This window comes from Tessaracoccus flavescens (assembly GCF_001998865.1).
GTDB lineage: Bacteria > Actinomycetota > Actinomycetes > Propionibacteriales > Propionibacteriaceae > Arachnia > Arachnia flavescens.
The window spans coordinates 510,877-526,494 of record NZ_CP019607.1 but is presented as its reverse complement, the minus strand read 5'-3'; the positions used below and the strand labels follow the sequence as shown (position 1 = coordinate 526,494).

Genomic DNA, 15,618 nt, shown 5'->3' with positions numbered 1-15,618 from the left:
ACAACCAACCTAACCGCGGCCACGGACAGCTCAGGGGCAGAGCCTGGCAGAATCGGGGGCATGGACGATCTGCTGCTCAACGACTCCCACCCGCTGCCCGCGATCGGCTTCGGCCTCTACAAGGTCGACCCCGAGGTGACCGAGGACGTGATCGTGGCAGGCGTCGAGGCGGGCTACCGCCTGGTCGACGGCGCCGAGTTCTACCACAACGAGCCGCAGGTCGGGGCGGGGCTGCGGCGGGTCGACCGGGGGCAGTTGACCGTGACCTCGAAGTTCTGGGGCGACGACGAGATGTCGCGCGACGCGGTCATGCGCTCGTTCGACGCGACGGAGAAGGCGCTCGGCACGAACGTGGACGTCTACATGATCCACTGGCCCCGCGCCAAGCGGGACCAGTACGTCGATGCGTGGCGCGGGTTGATCGAACTGCGCGACGCGGGCCGGGTGCGCACCATCGGGGTGTCGAACTTCACCGAGGAACACCTGCGCCGGATCATCGACGAGACGGGTGTCGTGCCGGCCATCAACCAGGTCGAGTCGCATCCGTGGCTGCCGCAGCACGAACTGCGCGCCTTCCACGACGCCAACGACATCATCACGCAGGCCTGGAGCCCGCTCGGCAGGGGCAGGCTGCTCGCCGACCCGACGATCGGGCAGATCGCCGACCGGCTGGGCGTCTCGCCCGCGCAGGTGATCATCCGCTGGCACCTGCAACTCGGTGGCGCGCTGATCCCGAAGTCGACAAACCCGGAGCGGCTGCGCGAGAACCTCGACGTCTACGGCTTCGACCTGACCGACGCCGACATGGCGGCCATCGCACGCCTCGAGACGGGCGAGCGCACCGGAACGCACCCCGACGACAGGGACTGAAAGGCCGCCGGAGCTCAGCCGGCCTTGTCCTCGGCGTTGGGCGTCCAGCCGTACCAGCCGTCGCTTGCCTTCCTCACGGTCCAGTCGCCGCACACGTGCGCCGCGGTGTTCTTCTGGCCGTAGATGTCGGGCGCGCCGTCGATGTTCAGGGTGGGTGCCGAGCGTCGCTCCGCGCAGGTGTCGGGGAGCTCCGACTTCGAGGTCAGCACGATCACGGCGACCCCGGAATTGTCGCTCGTGCGCCGCTCGGTGGTGTCCGTCGAGTCGGCACGCAGCCAGTCGGCCGACGTCTTGGTTCCCGCGTCGAAGGCCGCTTTTTCCGCGGACGTCGGGTCTCCTGCTTGTGCAGCATGCCGTCTACGGCGGCGCAGCCGCTGAGCGCGGCAGGCAGAGGAGGGACACGGCGATGGCGGCGTCAGCTCGGGCCGTGCTGGTGATCATGGGGTGATTGCGCCATCGAGAAGCCGCCGCCTCCGAGTGTGACGAAGTGGGCACCCATGCGTCCGGCCTGCGGTTATCGGCCGAGCCGTGGTTGAATCGGGAGTCAACGGCCGATCGGAGAGGAAGCCGATGCGCTCACCCATTACTGACTACCTGACCGAGGCGCTCGACGGGGTGCGTGACGACGACTCCGGTGAGCTCGCCGGCTACATCCCGGAACTCGCTTCCGCCGACCCCGGGCGCCTGGCCGCCGTCTTCGCCACCGCCGACGGGGAGACGTACTCTGCAGGCGACGCGGAGGTCGCGTTCACCATCCAGTCGATCTCGAAGCCCTTCGTCTACGCGCTCGCCATCGCCGACCGCGGCCTCGACGCGGTGCTGGAGAAGGTGGGCGTCGAACCTTCGGGAGACGCGTTCAATGAACTCTCACTCGAGGACGACACGGGCCGGCCGCTCAACCCGATGATCAACGCAGGTGCGATCGCCGCTCACACCCTTGCCGGGAAGAAGGGGCTCGACCCTGCCGCCCGGCTCGCCCGGATCGTCGACGGCCTCTCCGCCTTCGTCGGCCGACGGCTCGAGGTCGACGAGGCCGTGTTCTCCTCGGAGATGGAAACGGCCAACCGCAACCTCGCGTTCGCCTACATGCTGCGCAGCCACGACATCCTCGAGGAGGACCCGGTCGCGGTGGTCGAGGGCTACACCCGCCAGTGTTCGCTGCTTGTCACGACCGCCGACCTCGCCGTGATGGCGGCGACCCTCGCCAACCGCGGGGTCCAGCCGGTCACGGGCGAGCAGGTGGTCCCGGCACCGGTCGTGCGTCAGGTGCTGAGCGTGATGTCGACGTGCGGCATGTACGACGCGGCAGGGGACTGGGCCACCCAGGTCGGCATCCCGGCCAAGAGCGGGGTCGCGGGTGGCCTGATCGGAGCGCTGCCAGGGCAGCTGGGCATCGCCACCTTCTCGCCGCGGCTCGACCGGCACGGAAACAGCGTGCGGGGGGTCTCGCTCTTCGAACGCTTCTCCACCGACATGGGCATGCACCTGATGGAGGTCTCCGCGCCCGGCCTCGAGGTCGTCCGGTCGAACCGGGTGCTGGGGGAGGGCGACGACGCCGTGCGGGTGATCGAGCTGCAGGGCGGGATCCGGTTCTCGGGCGCCGAGCGGGCCGTGCGGGAGGCCATCGAGACCGCCGTAGACACCCCGAACGTTGCGTTCGACCTGACCCTTGTCCACTCGGTCGACGACGCGGCGCGCAGGATGCTGCTCGAGGTCGTCCGCCGGCTGACCCTCGACGGCCGCGAGGTGTTCCTGGTCGACCCCGAGCGGATCATCGACGACCCCGAGCCGGGCGACGGTGGAAGGGTCACGGTCGTCGAGTCCGTCGGCCAGCTTCCAGGTCAGAGCTGAGCAGCTCGAGCGCGGCTGGACAGTCGGGCCGCCCGTAGATGCGGGCGTTGCGGTTACCTCCGAGGTCGCCGCAGGGTGTAGAGCTTGGCCATGGTTGCTCCCCACAGGCGGCGTGTGTCGCCGCCACGGCCACAGCCCACGACCCGGTCGTCCTGGCCTATTCGGCGGCCTCCAGCCAGGCCTCTTCCAGCTCGGCGAGACGGGCCTCGGCGTCGCGGAGCCTTGAGTCGAGGGTGCCGAGCCGCTCGAAGTCGGCGGCGGCGTCGGCCATCTCGGCGTGCAGCGAGTCGATCTCCTTCGTGACCTTCTCGAGCTGGCCCTCGATGCGGGCCAGATCCTTCTTCCGCTGCCGCTGGGTGGCTGCGTCCGACCTGGGCGCCGTGGCCGGGGCCTGTTGGGTCGCGCTTGCCGAGGCCTTGGCAGCGGCCCGACGCTCGAGGTACTCGTCGACCCCGCCGGGGAGCAGGGCGACCGAGCCGTCGCCGAGCATGGCGTAGGTGTAGTCGGTGATCCGCTCCAGGAAGTAGCGGTCGTGGCTGACCACGATCAGGGTCCCCGGCCAGCCGTCGAGGTAGTCCTCGATCACGTTGAGCGTGTCGATGTCCAGGTCGTTGGTCGGCTCGTCGAGGATCAACACGTTCGGCTCGCTGAGCAGCAGGCGCAGGAACTGGAGCCTGCGCCGCTCACCGCCCGACAGGTCGCCGATCCGGGCGACCAGCTTGTCGCCGGTGAACCCGAACTCCTCCAGCAGGGAGGAGGAGCTCGCCTCGCGGCCGGTGGCGAGCTTCGTCTCCTCCTTGAGCCGCTGGACGGAGGCGAGCACCCGGTCGGAGTCATCGAGTTCGCCGACGGTCTGTGAGAGGTAGCCGAGGCGCAGCGTCTTGCCTCGCTTGATCTTCCCGCCGTCTGGCTCGCGGTTGTCCGCGAGCAGGTCGAGCAGGGTGGTCTTTCCTGCGCCGTTGACGCCGACCAGCCCGATCCGGTCTCCGGGTCCGATCGACCAGGTCAGCCGGTCGAGCAGGGTGCGATCCTCGATCCGGTAGTCCACGTTGGTCAGGTCGAAGACGTCCTTGCCGAGGCGGGTGACGGAGAACTGCTGCAGGGCGAACTTGTCGCGCGGCTCGGGCTCGCCCGCGATCAGGACGTTGGCCGCCTCGATCCGGAACTTGGGCTTCGAGGTGCGCGCGGGCGCGCCTCGGCGCAGCCAGGCGAGCTCCTTCGTGGCGAGGTTCCTGCGTCGGGCCTCATTGGCTGCGGCCTGGCGCTGCCGCTCCACCCTTGCCAGGACGTAGGCCGCGTAGCCGCCGTCGTACGGGTCGACGACGCCGTCGTGCACCTCCCAGATGCGGTTGCAGACCGCATCGAGGAACCAGCGGTCGTGGCTGACCACCAGCATCGCGAGACCGGCGCGGATGCGGCCCTGGATGTACTCGGCGAGGAAGGCGATCGCTTCGACGTCGAGATGGTTGGTCGGCTCGTCGAGCACGATCAGATCGTGCGGGGCGAGCAGCACGGCGACGAGCCCGACCCGGCGTCGCTCGCCTCCGGAGAGGGTCTCGAGCCTGCGGTCGAGGTCGAAGCCGGGGAGCAGAGCCTCGACGACCCCGCGACGACCCGCGTCGGCCGCCCAGACGTGGTCGGGCTCCCCGTCGACGATCCACTCGCGGACCGTCTGCGTGTCGTCGCCGACGTTCGCCTGGCTGAGCACACCGATCGAGGCGTTATTGGCGATGGTCACCCGGCCGCTGTCCGGCACCAGGTCGCCGGTCAGGATCCGCAGGAGGGTGGTCTTGCCGTCGCCGTTGCGGCCGACCACGCCGATCACGTCACCGGCGCCGAGGCCGAGCGAGACGTCGTCGAGCAGGATGCGGGTCCCGAACCCGTGCGTGACGGACTCGAGGTTGACGAGGTTCGCCACGGATCAGCGGCCGCGCATGGAGGCCCGGGCGCCCTTTGTGGACATCGGGCCCTTGGGGATCGGCATCCGGGTGCGCTGGGTGCCGAGCGCGGTGAGGCGCTTCTTGACCTCGGCGATCTTGTCGTCGCTGAGCGTCTTCGGGAGCTTCTTGATGTGGGAGGCGAGCTGGTCGAGGGGCACCTGGCCCTCCTTGTCTCCCATCATGATCACGCGCACGTCGACCCCGTAGGCGACCTGCTCGTGGCGCTTGCGTTCCTTCGTCAGCAGCGGGCGGAGCCGGTTGGGCTCGCCCTCGCCGATCAGGATCAGCCCGGTGGGGCCGATGGTGCGGTGGATGACGTCCTGCTCGCGGGTGAAGGCGATCACGGGCTCGGAGGTCCACTTCTTGGGCAGCATGCCGAGGGCGACCTCGCCGGAACCGGCCTGGCCCTCGAAGCGCTTGTAGACGGCGGCGCGGGCGCGCAGCGCGAACACGGCCATGGCGCCGAGGAAGCCGACCGAGAGGGCAAGCACGATCCACATGATGACGCTGAGGATGCTGCCGCCCGCGAAGATCAGGCCGAGGGTGAGCACGAGCGCGAAGGGCACCACGAAGGCGCCGATCATCAGCCACGGCAGCGCCTTGTCATGCTCGGCCGTGACCTTGTAGGTCTCGACGAGTTGACGCCACCGGCCCCAGTCGGACGGGTTCGTTGAACTCTTCTTGAGCTCCTTCAGGGCCTTTGCGTCGGCCTTCTGCTTCGCCTCGAGGGCTTTAGCGCGTTCGGACTTTGCCATTGCTCGTTTTTCTCAGTTCTCGTTCTTCTGACGGGCGTCCATCGCCGTGCGGTACAGGCGACCCGCACGGTACGAGGAGCGCACGAGAGGGCCGGACAACACGCCAGAATATCCGATCTCCCGCGCCTCCTGATCCAGCTCCTCGAACTCCTGGGGCGTGACCCAGCGGTCGATGGGGTGGAGGGTCGGGTTGGGGCGGAGGTACTGCGTGATGGTGATCAGTTCGGTGCCCGCGTCGTAGAGGTCCTGCAGGGCCTGGGAGATCTCCTCGCGGGTCTCGCCCATGCCGAGGATCAGGTTCGACTTGGTGACCAGGCCCTCCTCGCGCGACATGGTCAGCACGTCGAGTGAGCGGGCGTAGCGGAAGCCGGGGCGGATCCGCTTGAAGATCCGCGGGACGGTCTCGACGTTGTGTGCGAACACCTCTGGGCGTGCGTCGAAGAGCTGCTGGAGCAGTTCGCGCTTGCCTGTGAAGTCGGGGGCGAGCATCTCGACCCCGACGCCGGGGTTCGCCGAATGGATCTGGCGGATGGTCTCTGCGTAGAGCCAGGCCCCCTCGTCCTCGAGGTCGTCGCGGCACACACCGGTGATCGTCGCGTAGCGCAGCCCCATCTTCTTCACGGAGGCCGCTACGCGCATCGGCTCGGCCGGATCGTAGCCCTCGGGCTTTGCCGACTCGATCTGGCAGAAGTCGCAGCGACGGGTGCACTTGTCTCCGCCGATCAGGAAGGTGGACTCGCGGTCCTCCCAGCATTCGTAGATGTTGGGGCAGCCAGCCTCCTGGCACACCGTGTGCAGGTCGCCGCTGGAGACGATGTTCTGCAGGTCCTTGTAGTTGGGACCCATCTTCGCGGTGGTCTTGATCCAGCTCGGTTTGCGCTCGATGGGGGTCTGGGCGTTCTTCGCTTCGACGCGCAGGAGGCGTCGTCCGTCAGGCTGCACTGCTGTCACCCGGCCGAGTGTACCCACTGACCACGGGTGGACCCTAAGCCGAAGCGCTCTCCGCCGCTCGCAGGGGCGCCAGTGCAAGGGCGAGATGGGGCTCGAGGTCGTGCGCGACCCCTGCGACGGTCCAGGTGCCTGGCAGTTCCTCGACGATCGAGGTCACGCCCGCATCCGAGATGCCGCACGGCACGATGTTGCCGAACCGTTCCGCCGAGCTCTGCACGTTCAGCGCGAAGCCGTGCATCGTGGTGCGTCGGGCGACGCGGACGCCGATCGCGCAGATCTTGCGCTCCGGGAGGGTGTCGGTGGCGGCGAGCCACACCCCGGTGCGGCCCTCGACCCGGCCGGAGTCGATCCCGTAGCCGTCGAGCAGCGCGATCACCGCAGCCTCAAGGGCGCGCACGTAGTCCACGACGCCCACGCCCTCCGCCAGTCGGATGATCGGGTAGCCGACCAGTTGGCCAGGCCCGTGGTAGGTGATCTCGCCGCCACGGTCGACGGCGACGACGGGCGTGCCGTCCGCAGGGAGGTCCGAGGGCTTCGTGCGTCGTCCGGCGGTGTAGACGGGGCAGTGTTCGACGTAGATCGCCAGGTCTTCGCGGGCGCCGTCGGCGACCCCGGCGTGCACCTCGCGTTGGTGGTCCCAGGTCTCCTGGTAGTCGCTGAGATGGGGGTTCGCGTCAAGACCGCGGTACTCGAACGTCAGCACGTCCGCGATGCTACTCCTAGACGAGCGCGGCGAGCGGGACGAGCGCGGGGGCGAGCAGCAGGGCGGGCAGAAGGTCCCCGACCGGGATCTGCTTGACCCCGAGCAGCCTGAGGCCGAGCGCGAGCAGGATCACGCCTCCCGCCGCGGTCAGCGCGTCGATCTGCGCGACGCTCAGCACGTCTCCGGCGAAGTAGCCCAGCGCCGTCATCGAGCCCTGGATCAGGGCGACCGCCAGCGCCGAGGCGAGCACACCCCAGCCGAGCGTCGAAGCGAAGGCCATGGCGGCGAAGCCGTCGAGGATCGCCTTCACGTACAGCTGGTCGGCGCCGCGGCCGAGCCCGTCCGAGATGGAGCCGAGGATGGCGAGCGGGCCGATGCAGAAGACGAGGGTGGAGGTCACGAGGCCGTCCACGAACCGCGCCGAGTCGCCAGCGCCACGGAACCTGCCCCGCAGCCAGGTCGCCCCCTGCTCGAGCCGGTCCTCAATCCGCACCCCCGAGCCGACCACCGCCCCGACGAGGAGCGAGGCGAGCACGACGATCATCGCGAACGAGCCGACCTCCTCACGCAGGGCGGCACTGTTCATCGAGACGACCGAGGTGCCGCCGATCACCAGCGTGAAGAGGCCGAGCACAGAGGTCACGGTCTCCTTCGTCCGCGCCGGGATCCTGTTGCCGAGCACGATTCCGAGGCCCGCGCCCACCACCACCGTGGCGACGTTGACGATGGTTCCCATGCCGACGGTCACGCGAGCATCCAACCAGATCCGTCACCGCGGGCCCGCTGGTGTGCCGTCGGTGAGACGTGGAACGGCCCCGGGAACCGAGGTCCCCGGGGCCGTCGCCGCGATCAGGTCAGAGCCCGAGTTCGCTGCCGAAGTCGCCCTCCTCGAGGCGGGCCTTGACGGCCGAGAGGAAGCGGGCGGCGAGCGCACCGTCGATCAGGCGGTGGTCGTAGCTCATCGACAGATACATCATGTGCCGGATGGCGATGGACTCGGTGCCGAAGCGGTCCTCCGCGACGACGGGGCGCTTCACGAGCGCGCCGGTGCCGAGGATGGCGACTTGGGGCTGGTTGACGATCGGCGTGTCGAACAGCGTGCCAGCCGAGCCGTAGTTGGTGATGGTGAACGTGCCACCGGACAGCTCGTCGGGTGCCACCTTGCTCGCCCGGGTGCGGGCGGCAAGGTCGCCGATCTTCTTGGCGAGGCCGGCCAGGTTGAGGTCGCCCGCGTTCTTGATCACCGGGACGAGCAGGCCCTTCTCGGTGTCGACGGCGATGCCGATGTTCTCGGCGTCGGCGTAGGTGACGGTCCCGGCCTCGGTGTCGATGGTGGCATTGACGATCGGGAACTGCTTGAGCGACTCGACCGCCGCCATCGTGATGAAGGGCAGGTACGACAGGGAGGCGCCCTCGCGCTTCTTGAAGTCGTCCTTTGCCTGGGCTCGCAGGTGGCTGATCGCCGTCACGTCCACCTCGACCGTCGCGGTGAGCTGGGCCGAGACCTGCAGCGACTCGACCATGCGGGCGGCGATGGTCTTGCGCAGACGGGTCAGCTTCTCCGTGGTGCCACGCACGGCCTGGGCCTCGGGCGACGGTGCCGCCTGCGCGGGAGCGGGAGCCTCAGCCTTCGCCGGAGCCTCCGCCTTCGGGGCGGGGGCCTGCTTGGCCTTCTCGGCGGCCTCGATGACGTCCTGCTTGCGGATGCGACCACCGACGCCGGTGCCCTTGAGCGAGGTCAGGTCGACGCCGTGCTCCTTGGCCAGCTTGCGCACCAGCGGCGTCACGTAGGTGCCGTCGCCGGAGGCCTCGGCTGCGCGACGCGCGACCGCGTCCTCAACCGCGGAGGAGTGGGCCTTCGGCTCGGCCGCGGGGGCCGGGGAAGGAGCGGACTGGGCCTCGGCCTTCGCGACGGGGGTGGTCTCGGGAGCAGCGGCGGGCTCGGGCTCGGGCTCCGGCTCCGGCTTGGGTGCGGGGGCCTGCTCGGGTGCCGGCTCAGCGGCGACCTCGGGCTCGGGCTCGGGGGTGGGAGCTGCCTCCTCAGCGGCGGCCGCGTCGCCGATGACGGCGAGCACTGCGCCGACCTCGGCGACGTCGTCCTCCTTGAACCGGACCTCGAGGAGGGTGCCTGCGGCGGGGGAGGGGATCTCGGTGTCGACCTTGTCGGTGGAGACCTCTAGCAGCGGCTCGTCGGCCTCGACCGTGTCGCCCACCTCCTTGAGCCAGCGGGAGATGGTGCCCTCGGTGACCGACTCGCCGAGCGCGGGCAGCGTCACCTCGACACCCGAGGAGGCTGCGGCACCGGTGGGAGCGTCCTGCCTGGGGGCCTCGGCCTGCGGCTCTGCGGCCTCTTCGGCCTGCTGCTGCGGGGCAGGCTTCACCTCGGCCTCGGAGGCGTCGGAGGCCTCGTCGGCCGCGGCCTCTTCAGCCTCGGTTGCGACCTCGGTGGGGGCTGTAGCGCCGCCGGACTCGTCCGCGTCGCCGATGACGGCGAGCACCGCGCCGACCTCGGCCACGTCGTCCTCATTGAACCGGATCTCGAGCAGGGTGCCCGCTGCCGGGCTGGGAATCTCGGTGTCGACCTTGTCGGTTGAGACCTCGAGCAAGGGCTCGTCGGCCTCGACAGTGTCTCCGACCGCCTTCAACCAGCGGGAAATGGTGCCCTCCGTGACGGATTCGCCCAGTGCCGGGAGGGTGACTTCGGTTGACATGTGAGTATTGCTCCTTCGCTGACCACTTGAATGTGGCCCAGCCTATAGGTGAATCAGCGGTGCATGTGCAGCGGGCGTCCCGCCAGGGCCCAGTTCGCCTCGGCGATCGCCTCACTGAGGCTTGGATGCGGATGCACGATCGAGGAGAGGTCCTCCGGGGCGGCCTGCCAGCCGACGAGGAGCGCGCCCTCGGAGATCAGTTCGGAGACGTCGTCTCCGATCAGGTGCACGCCGACGATCTCGCCGCCCGGCCTGCGGATCAGCCGGACCACGCCGGACTCGCGCCCACCGGCACCCTTCAGGATCTGCGCCCTGCCGTTGCCGGTGAGGTGGTAGTCGACGACCTCGGCGTCCGGGCCGGCCTGTTGCGCGGTCAGCCCGACCGAGGCGAGCTGTGGGGAGCAATAGGTCACCCTCGCGATGTCGCTGTCCCTCGGCAGCTCGGTGGCGTTGGAGGGGCGTCCCCGCAGTTGCGCGACGCGCTCGGCGATGTGGAGGCCGTGGGCGTAGCCGCGGTGCGCGAGCTGTGGCCCGGCGACCAGGTCGCCCGCCGCGTAGACGCCGCGCGCCGCGGTCTGCAGGTTGGCGTCGACCGCGACGTGCCCGCCCGCGCTCACCGAGACCCCGGCCGCCTCGAGCCTGAGCCCTTCGGTGACGGGCCTTCGCCCGACGGCGACGAGCAGCAGGTCGGCGCTGACCTCCTCGTCTCCGATCGTCACGGCCACCCCGTCCTCGCGTGCCTCCGCCGCCGTGACGGTGCTGCCGAGCAGCACCGTGACGCCGCGCCGCGACAGTTCCTTCGTGAGGATCCTCGAATGCCCAGGCTCCTCCGCGGGGAGCAGCCGGTCGGTGGCCTCGACGAGGGTCACCTCGACGCCGAGGTCGGCCCACATGGAGGCGAACTCGACGCCGATCACCCCGCCGCCCAGGACCACCGCCCTGCTGGGGAGGTCCTCCAGTCGCAGCGCCTCCTCGCTCGTGATGATCCTGTGGCCGTCGACGGGCAGGCCGAGCGTGATCGGGGCAGCCCCCGTGGCGAGCACCACGGCCTTCGCCCGGTGCACGATCGCCCCGGTCTCGATGCCGGGGCCGCGGCCGTCGTCTGGAACGAGGGAGCCGCGCTCGGTGATCACCGTGATTCCGCGCGAGGCGATCAGCGAGCTGAGGCCACGGTGCAGGCCGGCGACCGTCGCGTCCGCATAGTCGCGCACCCCTTTGGCGTCGACCCCGGTGAGTTCGGCACCGATCCCGAACGATCCCGCCTTCGCGACGGTGCGCCTGACCTTCGCGGCCTGCAGCCAGGCCTTGGTGGGGATGCAGCCGCGGTGCAGGCACGTGCCGCCGAGGGGGGAGTCGTCGACGAGGGCAACCGACAGGCCGAGCTGGGCGGCGCGTAGGGCGCAGGCGTAGCCGGCAGAACCGGCGCCGAGGATGGCGACGTCGAAGGTGCTGGTCATGGGTCAAGTCTCGCACCCACCGGCAGCGGGTGCGGCCCGTGGACCAGCAGGCAGGACGCGAAAGCCGCCCCAACTTGAGCGTTTGCCCGTCGCCACCTGATGAGACGACACGCCGAGGCCGTGGTACCTCACTGTCAAGTCCCCGCGAAATGGTAGGCCTTACCTCAGATATTTTTCCCCGCGAAAACAAGGGTTAGCTGGCCCGGGTTTTGAGGCCGGCGGGGTCGGGTGCCTTCCATGCGATGTGTTGTTCGAGACGGGCTGTCTTTCGGCCTGCGAGTCGGGTGAGCTCCTGTTGGATCTCGGTGATGCGTCGTTGCATTGCGACGGGTTTGAGGGTGGCCTTGTAGGCGGCTAGTTCTGTTTCCTGGGCGGGGTTGAGGACCCCGGCGGCCAGGAGCCTCTGGTAGGGGGAGCGTGGCTTGTCGTAGAGGCGTTTGCGGCGCCCTACGGTGTCGGTGGCCCAGCCTTCGGGTTTCTTCGTGGGGGTGAAGAAGTTGAGCCGGTCGTTGACCAGCGGCCATAGCTGGTTGAGTAACGCGAGTTCGGTGGCGGTGTCGTAGCGGTGGTAGAAGCCGTAGCGGCGCACGAGGTGGTTGTTCTTCGATTCGATGGTGGCTTGATCGTTTTTCTTGTAAGGCCGCGACCGGGTGAAGAACACCTCTCGTTGGCCGGCCCAGCCGATCAGGTCGTGGTTGATGAACTCCGAGCCGTTGTCACAATCGATCCCGGTGACCGCGAACGGGACCTGGGCGATGAAGTGGTCGAACGCGGTCCGGATGTGGAGGTGGGCGTTGTTGCGGATGGAGTAGGTGAAGCTCCAGCCGGTGTGCATGTCGGTGAAGTTCACGCTGCGGGCGAACTCGCCCTTCAGCGTGGGGCCGCAGTGGGCCACGGTGTCGACTTCGAAGAACCCGGGTTCGGCTTCGACCTCGTCACCGGCTTTACGCACGGTGATCGAGTTTCGTAGCAGGCTGCCGGGCTTGGTGGCGGTCTTTCCTCGGATCGGGTCCTTCGCCCGCGCCGGTGCGAGGTACCGGTCGATCGTGGCCGCCGACATCGATTCCAGCTCGGCCCTGACCTCGGCGCTGTAACGGTCCTGGCTAGGCACCAGTTCGCCTTCGGCTTCCATCGCATCGATCAGATCGCTCATGGATGCGGCGAGGTACTGCCCGCAGCTGCCCCCCGAGGCCGCCCATACCCGCTGCAGGATCAGCCTGGCGTCGTAGGAGTACTTACACGCCTTGGTCTTGCGCCGATCGATCACCGCGACCGTCGCGGTGGCCCGTCCCGGGGCCTGTTTCAACCGGGCCACCAACTGCTGGCGGGCATGGTCACGGTTCCAGCCGGTGATCTCGACCACGTGGTCGAGGATCTGGGACTTGCCCTTCTTCGGGGCCGCGGCATAGGCCTTGGCGTACTTCTTCGTGATCTCGACTCGGGCTGCCATCGACAGCTTCTCTCCAACCTCCACACCCCATCGTGGCCGGTCACTGTTTCCCGGGGAAAAGTATGTGAGGTACGGCCCCTTCGTTCGCGGGGACTATGTATGAGTGTCGTCGGAGGCTGGTCAAATGGTCCCGGTTGTTGTTACCGTGACCGCGGATCAACCAAACCACCCAGGGAGAACAATGACCATCCTCAAGAAGCTGGGCGCTGTTGCTGGTGCCTCGGCCCTCGTCGGAGCGGGCCTCGTCGCCTTCGGCGGCTCCGCCGCCCAGGCAGCTGACTTCAGCGCCAATTTTGACGCCTCGTACTACCTTCCGGGCGACACCGCCACCCTGACCCTTGCCGACTGCGCGGCCGGCAACACCCTGCGCTTCGCCGTCGGCGACGCGGCGCCGACGGAGAGCGTCGTTCCGGAAAGCGGCGTCATCGCACCGGTGACCTTCGAGATCCCCGAGGACGTCGCGGGCGAGCTCGGCGCCAGGGCTGCGTGCATCGATAAAGACGACCCGAAGATCAAGGCCGAGGCCGAGGCCGAGGCATACATCCTGGACCAGACCCTCGAGGCAAACCCGGCCAGCTTCCCGTCGGGCACCCCGACCGAGATCACCGCCGGCGAGTTCATCCCCGGCTCGGACGTCACGCTGCGCGTCAACACCCAGGGCGACGACGCCGAGACCGTCTGGTCAACCTCGATGGGCGTCGCGGGCGACAACATGCTCGTCGTCAAGACCGTCACCTTCCCGACCAGCCTCCCGTGCGCCGTCTACGACGTGCACGTGAGCTCCCAGGGCGCTGAGGTCGACAACTCCGTGGTCGCCGAGCTGCGTCTCTGCGGCGCGACCTCCTCGCCTTCGGCCTCGGCCTCGGCCACCCCGACCGTCACCCCGTCGGCCACCCCGACGAAGAAGCCGACCAAGCCGGGTCTCCCGAGCACCGGCGCCTGATCTGAGCTGACCCAGTCGCACGAAGCCCCCGTCCCGGGTCTGGGACGGGGGCTTCGTCGTTGTCCGGCCTCAGATCGTCATGTCTTGGGCCGATCCCTCATAATGGGCGCGTGGGGTGGTTCGGGCGCAGGAAGAAGCAGGCACAGCTGGCCAGGGAGGCCGAGCTGGTGCCAGACGCCGTGCGCGACCACCTCAATGACTTCGTCGGCACCCGCCGCGGCGTCGAGGCGTGGGTAGAGCAGCCGACGTCGTTCAACCCGCCGTCGATCCTGCTCGTCGCCGCCGACGGAGAGTCGACCCGTCGCGGCCTGCCCAGCGCCGACTACGGCTACCAGTTCGCCGACGAGCACAACCTGCCGTGCTACGACGCAGGCGTGGTCCCGTACCCGCGCAGGATGCGCGAATACGGGCTCCGCACCAAGCGTGCAGCCAAGGGCGATCAGGCCGCGTCGGCCAACTGACCCGCCAGCGCGATCAGCGTGCGCACACCCATGCCGGTGCCGCCCTTCGGCACGTAGCCATAGGCCTCGTCGACGTTCTCCGCCGGTCCGGCGATGTCCAGGTGCGCCCAGGCAACACCCTCCGGGACGAACCGCTCGAGAAACGCGCCCGCGACGAGCGCGCCACCCCAGCGCTGGCCGGAGCCCGAACGCATGTCTGCGACGGTGGACTTGATCAGCCCGCGGGTGTGGTCGGTCAGCGGAAGCTCCCAGAAATCCTCGCCCGCCGCCTCCGCGGCGTCGAGCAGCAGGTCCGAGGTCGTCTCACCGTTGGTGATCAGGCCGGCGGTGCGCATGCCCAGGCCGACCATGCAGGCCCCCGTGAGGGTCGCCACGTCGACGATCAGGTCGGGACGGTCCTGGCCTGCGCGCGCGATCGCGTCGGCCATGACTAGGCGCCCCTCGGCGTCGGTGTTGTAGTTCTCGACGCTCTGGCCGTCGAACATGGTCAGCACGTCGCTGGCGCGGTACGAGCTGCCGGAGGGGAGGTTCTCGGCGAGCGAGGCGTAGGCGGTGACCTTGACCTTGAGGCCGAGGTCGGCGATGCCGCGGATCGCGGAGATCACGGCAGCGGCGCCCGACATGTCGTACTTCATGCCTGCCATCTGGCCCGCAGGCTTGATGTCGAGGCCGCCCGAGTCGAAGGTGATGCCCTTGCCGACCAGCGCCAGGTGGCGCGTGGCGCCGCGCGGCGCGTAGCTGAGCCGCACGAGGCGGGGCTTGCGGGTCGAGCCGCCACCGACGGCGAGGATGCCGCCGTAGCCGCCCTTCTCGAGGGCCTTCTCATCGAGGATCTCCACCGAGATCTTCGCGTCCTTCACGTAGCCGCGGGCGGCCTCGGCGAAGCTCTCCGGGTAGAGCAGGTTCGGGGGAGTGTTGCCCCAGTCGCGCGCCTGGCACACGGCCGCAGCGTTCGCCTGGGCGGAGGCGAGGGCGTCCTTCTGAAGGCCGGTGACAGACGAGGCCACGAGCGTCACGTCGGTGACCGCCTGAGGCTGCGCCTCTCCGGTGACCTTCCAGACGCGGTAGGCGCCGAGCAGCGCGCCCTCGGCGGTGGCCTGGACGAGTTCGGGGTCGGTGACCTCGAGCGAGACGGCCACCTCCCAGCCGTCCGCGCCCTCCATCGCGGCGATGCTGCGCAGGGCGTTGCCGGTGGCGCGACGCAGGCGCTCGGGCGTGACGTCGGCGTCCTCCAGGCCGACCACCACGAGGCGGCTGCCTTCGAGGGGCGGGAGCACCGTGACCGAGTCGGCGGAGGCGGAGGCGCCGAGCGCGGCGGCCATCGCCATCACGCCGCGCCCGTAGGCCGACTCGTACTTCTTGTCCAGGTCGGCGCCGACGCCGACCGCAGCGGTCTCGCCGCCGTTGATCGTCGCAAGGCCCACGACGATCGCGTCGGCGGACTTCGGCATGGACTTGCTGAGGCTCAGGTGTGCAATGTCTCTACTCACCCGTTCAGCCTATCGGTATCTCCCGCGGACGGATTT

14 protein-coding genes are annotated in these 15,618 nt (G+C 69.2%); 4 read left to right on the top strand and 10 right to left on the bottom strand.

Going from position 1 to position 15,618, the window contains the following annotated elements:
* The first annotated feature begins 60 nt into the window (after positions 1 to 60).
* Positions 61 to 870, top strand: coding sequence for an aldo/keto reductase (locus BW733_RS02525; RefSeq protein ID WP_077347620.1), 810 nt, complete (start codon positions 61 to 63; stop codon positions 868 to 870).
* Positions 871 to 884: 14 nt separating this feature from the next.
* On the opposite strand, the gene BW733_RS02520 is transcribed toward BW733_RS02525, so the two are convergent.
* Positions 885 to 1,085 carry a hypothetical protein gene (locus BW733_RS02520; RefSeq protein WP_077347618.1) on the bottom strand — a complete coding sequence of 67 codons (201 nt, stop codon included), beginning with the start codon at positions 1,083 to 1,085 and terminating at the stop codon, positions 885 to 887.
* A 355-nt stretch (positions 1,086 to 1,440) separates the two neighbouring features.
* On the opposite strand from BW733_RS02520, the gene BW733_RS02515 reads away from it, so the two are divergent.
* Positions 1,441 to 2,721 (top strand): glutaminase, encoded by a 1,281-nt coding sequence (locus tag BW733_RS02515; protein ID WP_077347616.1) that lies wholly within the window; start codon positions 1,441 to 1,443, stop codon positions 2,719 to 2,721.
* 157 nt (positions 2,722 to 2,878) lie between these two features.
* On the opposite strand, the gene BW733_RS02510 is transcribed toward BW733_RS02515, so the two are convergent.
* The 8 genes from BW733_RS02510 to BW733_RS02475 form a co-directional block, all read right to left on the bottom strand.
* The gene (locus tag BW733_RS02510) at positions 2,879 to 4,639 is read right to left on the bottom strand and encodes an ABC-F family ATP-binding cassette domain-containing protein (protein ID WP_077347614.1); all 1,761 of its coding nucleotides are present in this window, start codon (positions 4,637 to 4,639) and stop codon (positions 2,879 to 2,881) included.
* A gap of 3 nt (positions 4,640 to 4,642) precedes the next feature.
* On the bottom strand, positions 4,643 to 5,416 hold the full coding sequence (locus BW733_RS02505; RefSeq protein WP_077347612.1) for a DUF4191 domain-containing protein: 774 nt from the start codon (positions 5,414 to 5,416) through the stop codon (positions 4,643 to 4,645).
* 12 nt (positions 5,417 to 5,428) lie between these two features.
* Positions 5,429 to 6,367 carry a lipoyl synthase gene (gene lipA / locus BW733_RS02500; RefSeq protein WP_077347610.1) on the bottom strand — a complete coding sequence of 313 codons (939 nt, stop codon included), beginning with the start codon at positions 6,365 to 6,367 and terminating at the stop codon, positions 5,429 to 5,431.
* A 34-nt stretch (positions 6,368 to 6,401) separates the two neighbouring features.
* Positions 6,402 to 7,079, bottom strand: coding sequence for a lipoyl(octanoyl) transferase LipB (lipB, locus tag BW733_RS02495; protein WP_152024532.1), 678 nt, complete (start codon positions 7,077 to 7,079; stop codon positions 6,402 to 6,404).
* Between the two features lie 7 nt (positions 7,080 to 7,086).
* Positions 7,087 to 7,818 carry a DUF554 domain-containing protein gene (locus BW733_RS02490; RefSeq protein WP_152024531.1) on the bottom strand — a complete coding sequence of 244 codons (732 nt, stop codon included), beginning with the start codon at positions 7,816 to 7,818 and terminating at the stop codon, positions 7,087 to 7,089.
* Between the two features lie 106 nt (positions 7,819 to 7,924).
* Positions 7,925 to 9,781 (bottom strand): 2-oxoglutarate dehydrogenase, E2 component, dihydrolipoamide succinyltransferase, encoded by a 1,857-nt coding sequence (gene sucB, locus BW733_RS02485; RefSeq protein ID WP_077347608.1) that lies wholly within the window; start codon positions 9,779 to 9,781, stop codon positions 7,925 to 7,927.
* 53 nt (positions 9,782 to 9,834) lie between these two features.
* The gene (locus BW733_RS02480; RefSeq protein ID WP_077347606.1) at positions 9,835 to 11,238 is read right to left on the bottom strand and encodes an FAD-dependent oxidoreductase; all 1,404 of its coding nucleotides are present in this window, start codon (positions 11,236 to 11,238) and stop codon (positions 9,835 to 9,837) included.
* Positions 11,239 to 11,431: 193 nt separating this feature from the next.
* Positions 11,432 to 12,688 (bottom strand): integrase catalytic domain-containing protein, encoded by a 1,257-nt coding sequence (locus BW733_RS02475; protein WP_152024495.1) that lies wholly within the window; start codon positions 12,686 to 12,688, stop codon positions 11,432 to 11,434.
* A 181-nt stretch (positions 12,689 to 12,869) separates the two neighbouring features.
* Here BW733_RS02475 and BW733_RS02465 point away from each other — a divergent pair, with 181 nt between their 5' ends.
* Positions 12,870 to 13,631, top strand: coding sequence for a hypothetical protein (locus BW733_RS02465; RefSeq protein ID WP_077347604.1), 762 nt, complete (start codon positions 12,870 to 12,872; stop codon positions 13,629 to 13,631).
* 110 nt (positions 13,632 to 13,741) lie between these two features.
* Positions 13,742 to 14,092, top strand: a complete 351-nt coding sequence (locus tag BW733_RS02460; RefSeq protein WP_077347602.1) for a hypothetical protein — start codon at positions 13,742 to 13,744, stop codon at positions 14,090 to 14,092.
* On the opposite strand, the gene BW733_RS02455 is transcribed toward BW733_RS02460, so the two are convergent.
* Positions 14,071 to 15,582, bottom strand: a complete 1,512-nt coding sequence (locus BW733_RS02455) for a leucyl aminopeptidase (protein WP_418361328.1) — start codon at positions 15,580 to 15,582, stop codon at positions 14,071 to 14,073. The two genes, BW733_RS02460 and BW733_RS02455, sit on opposite strands and share 22 nt — an antisense overlap.
* Positions 15,583 to 15,618: the final 36 nt, after the last annotated feature.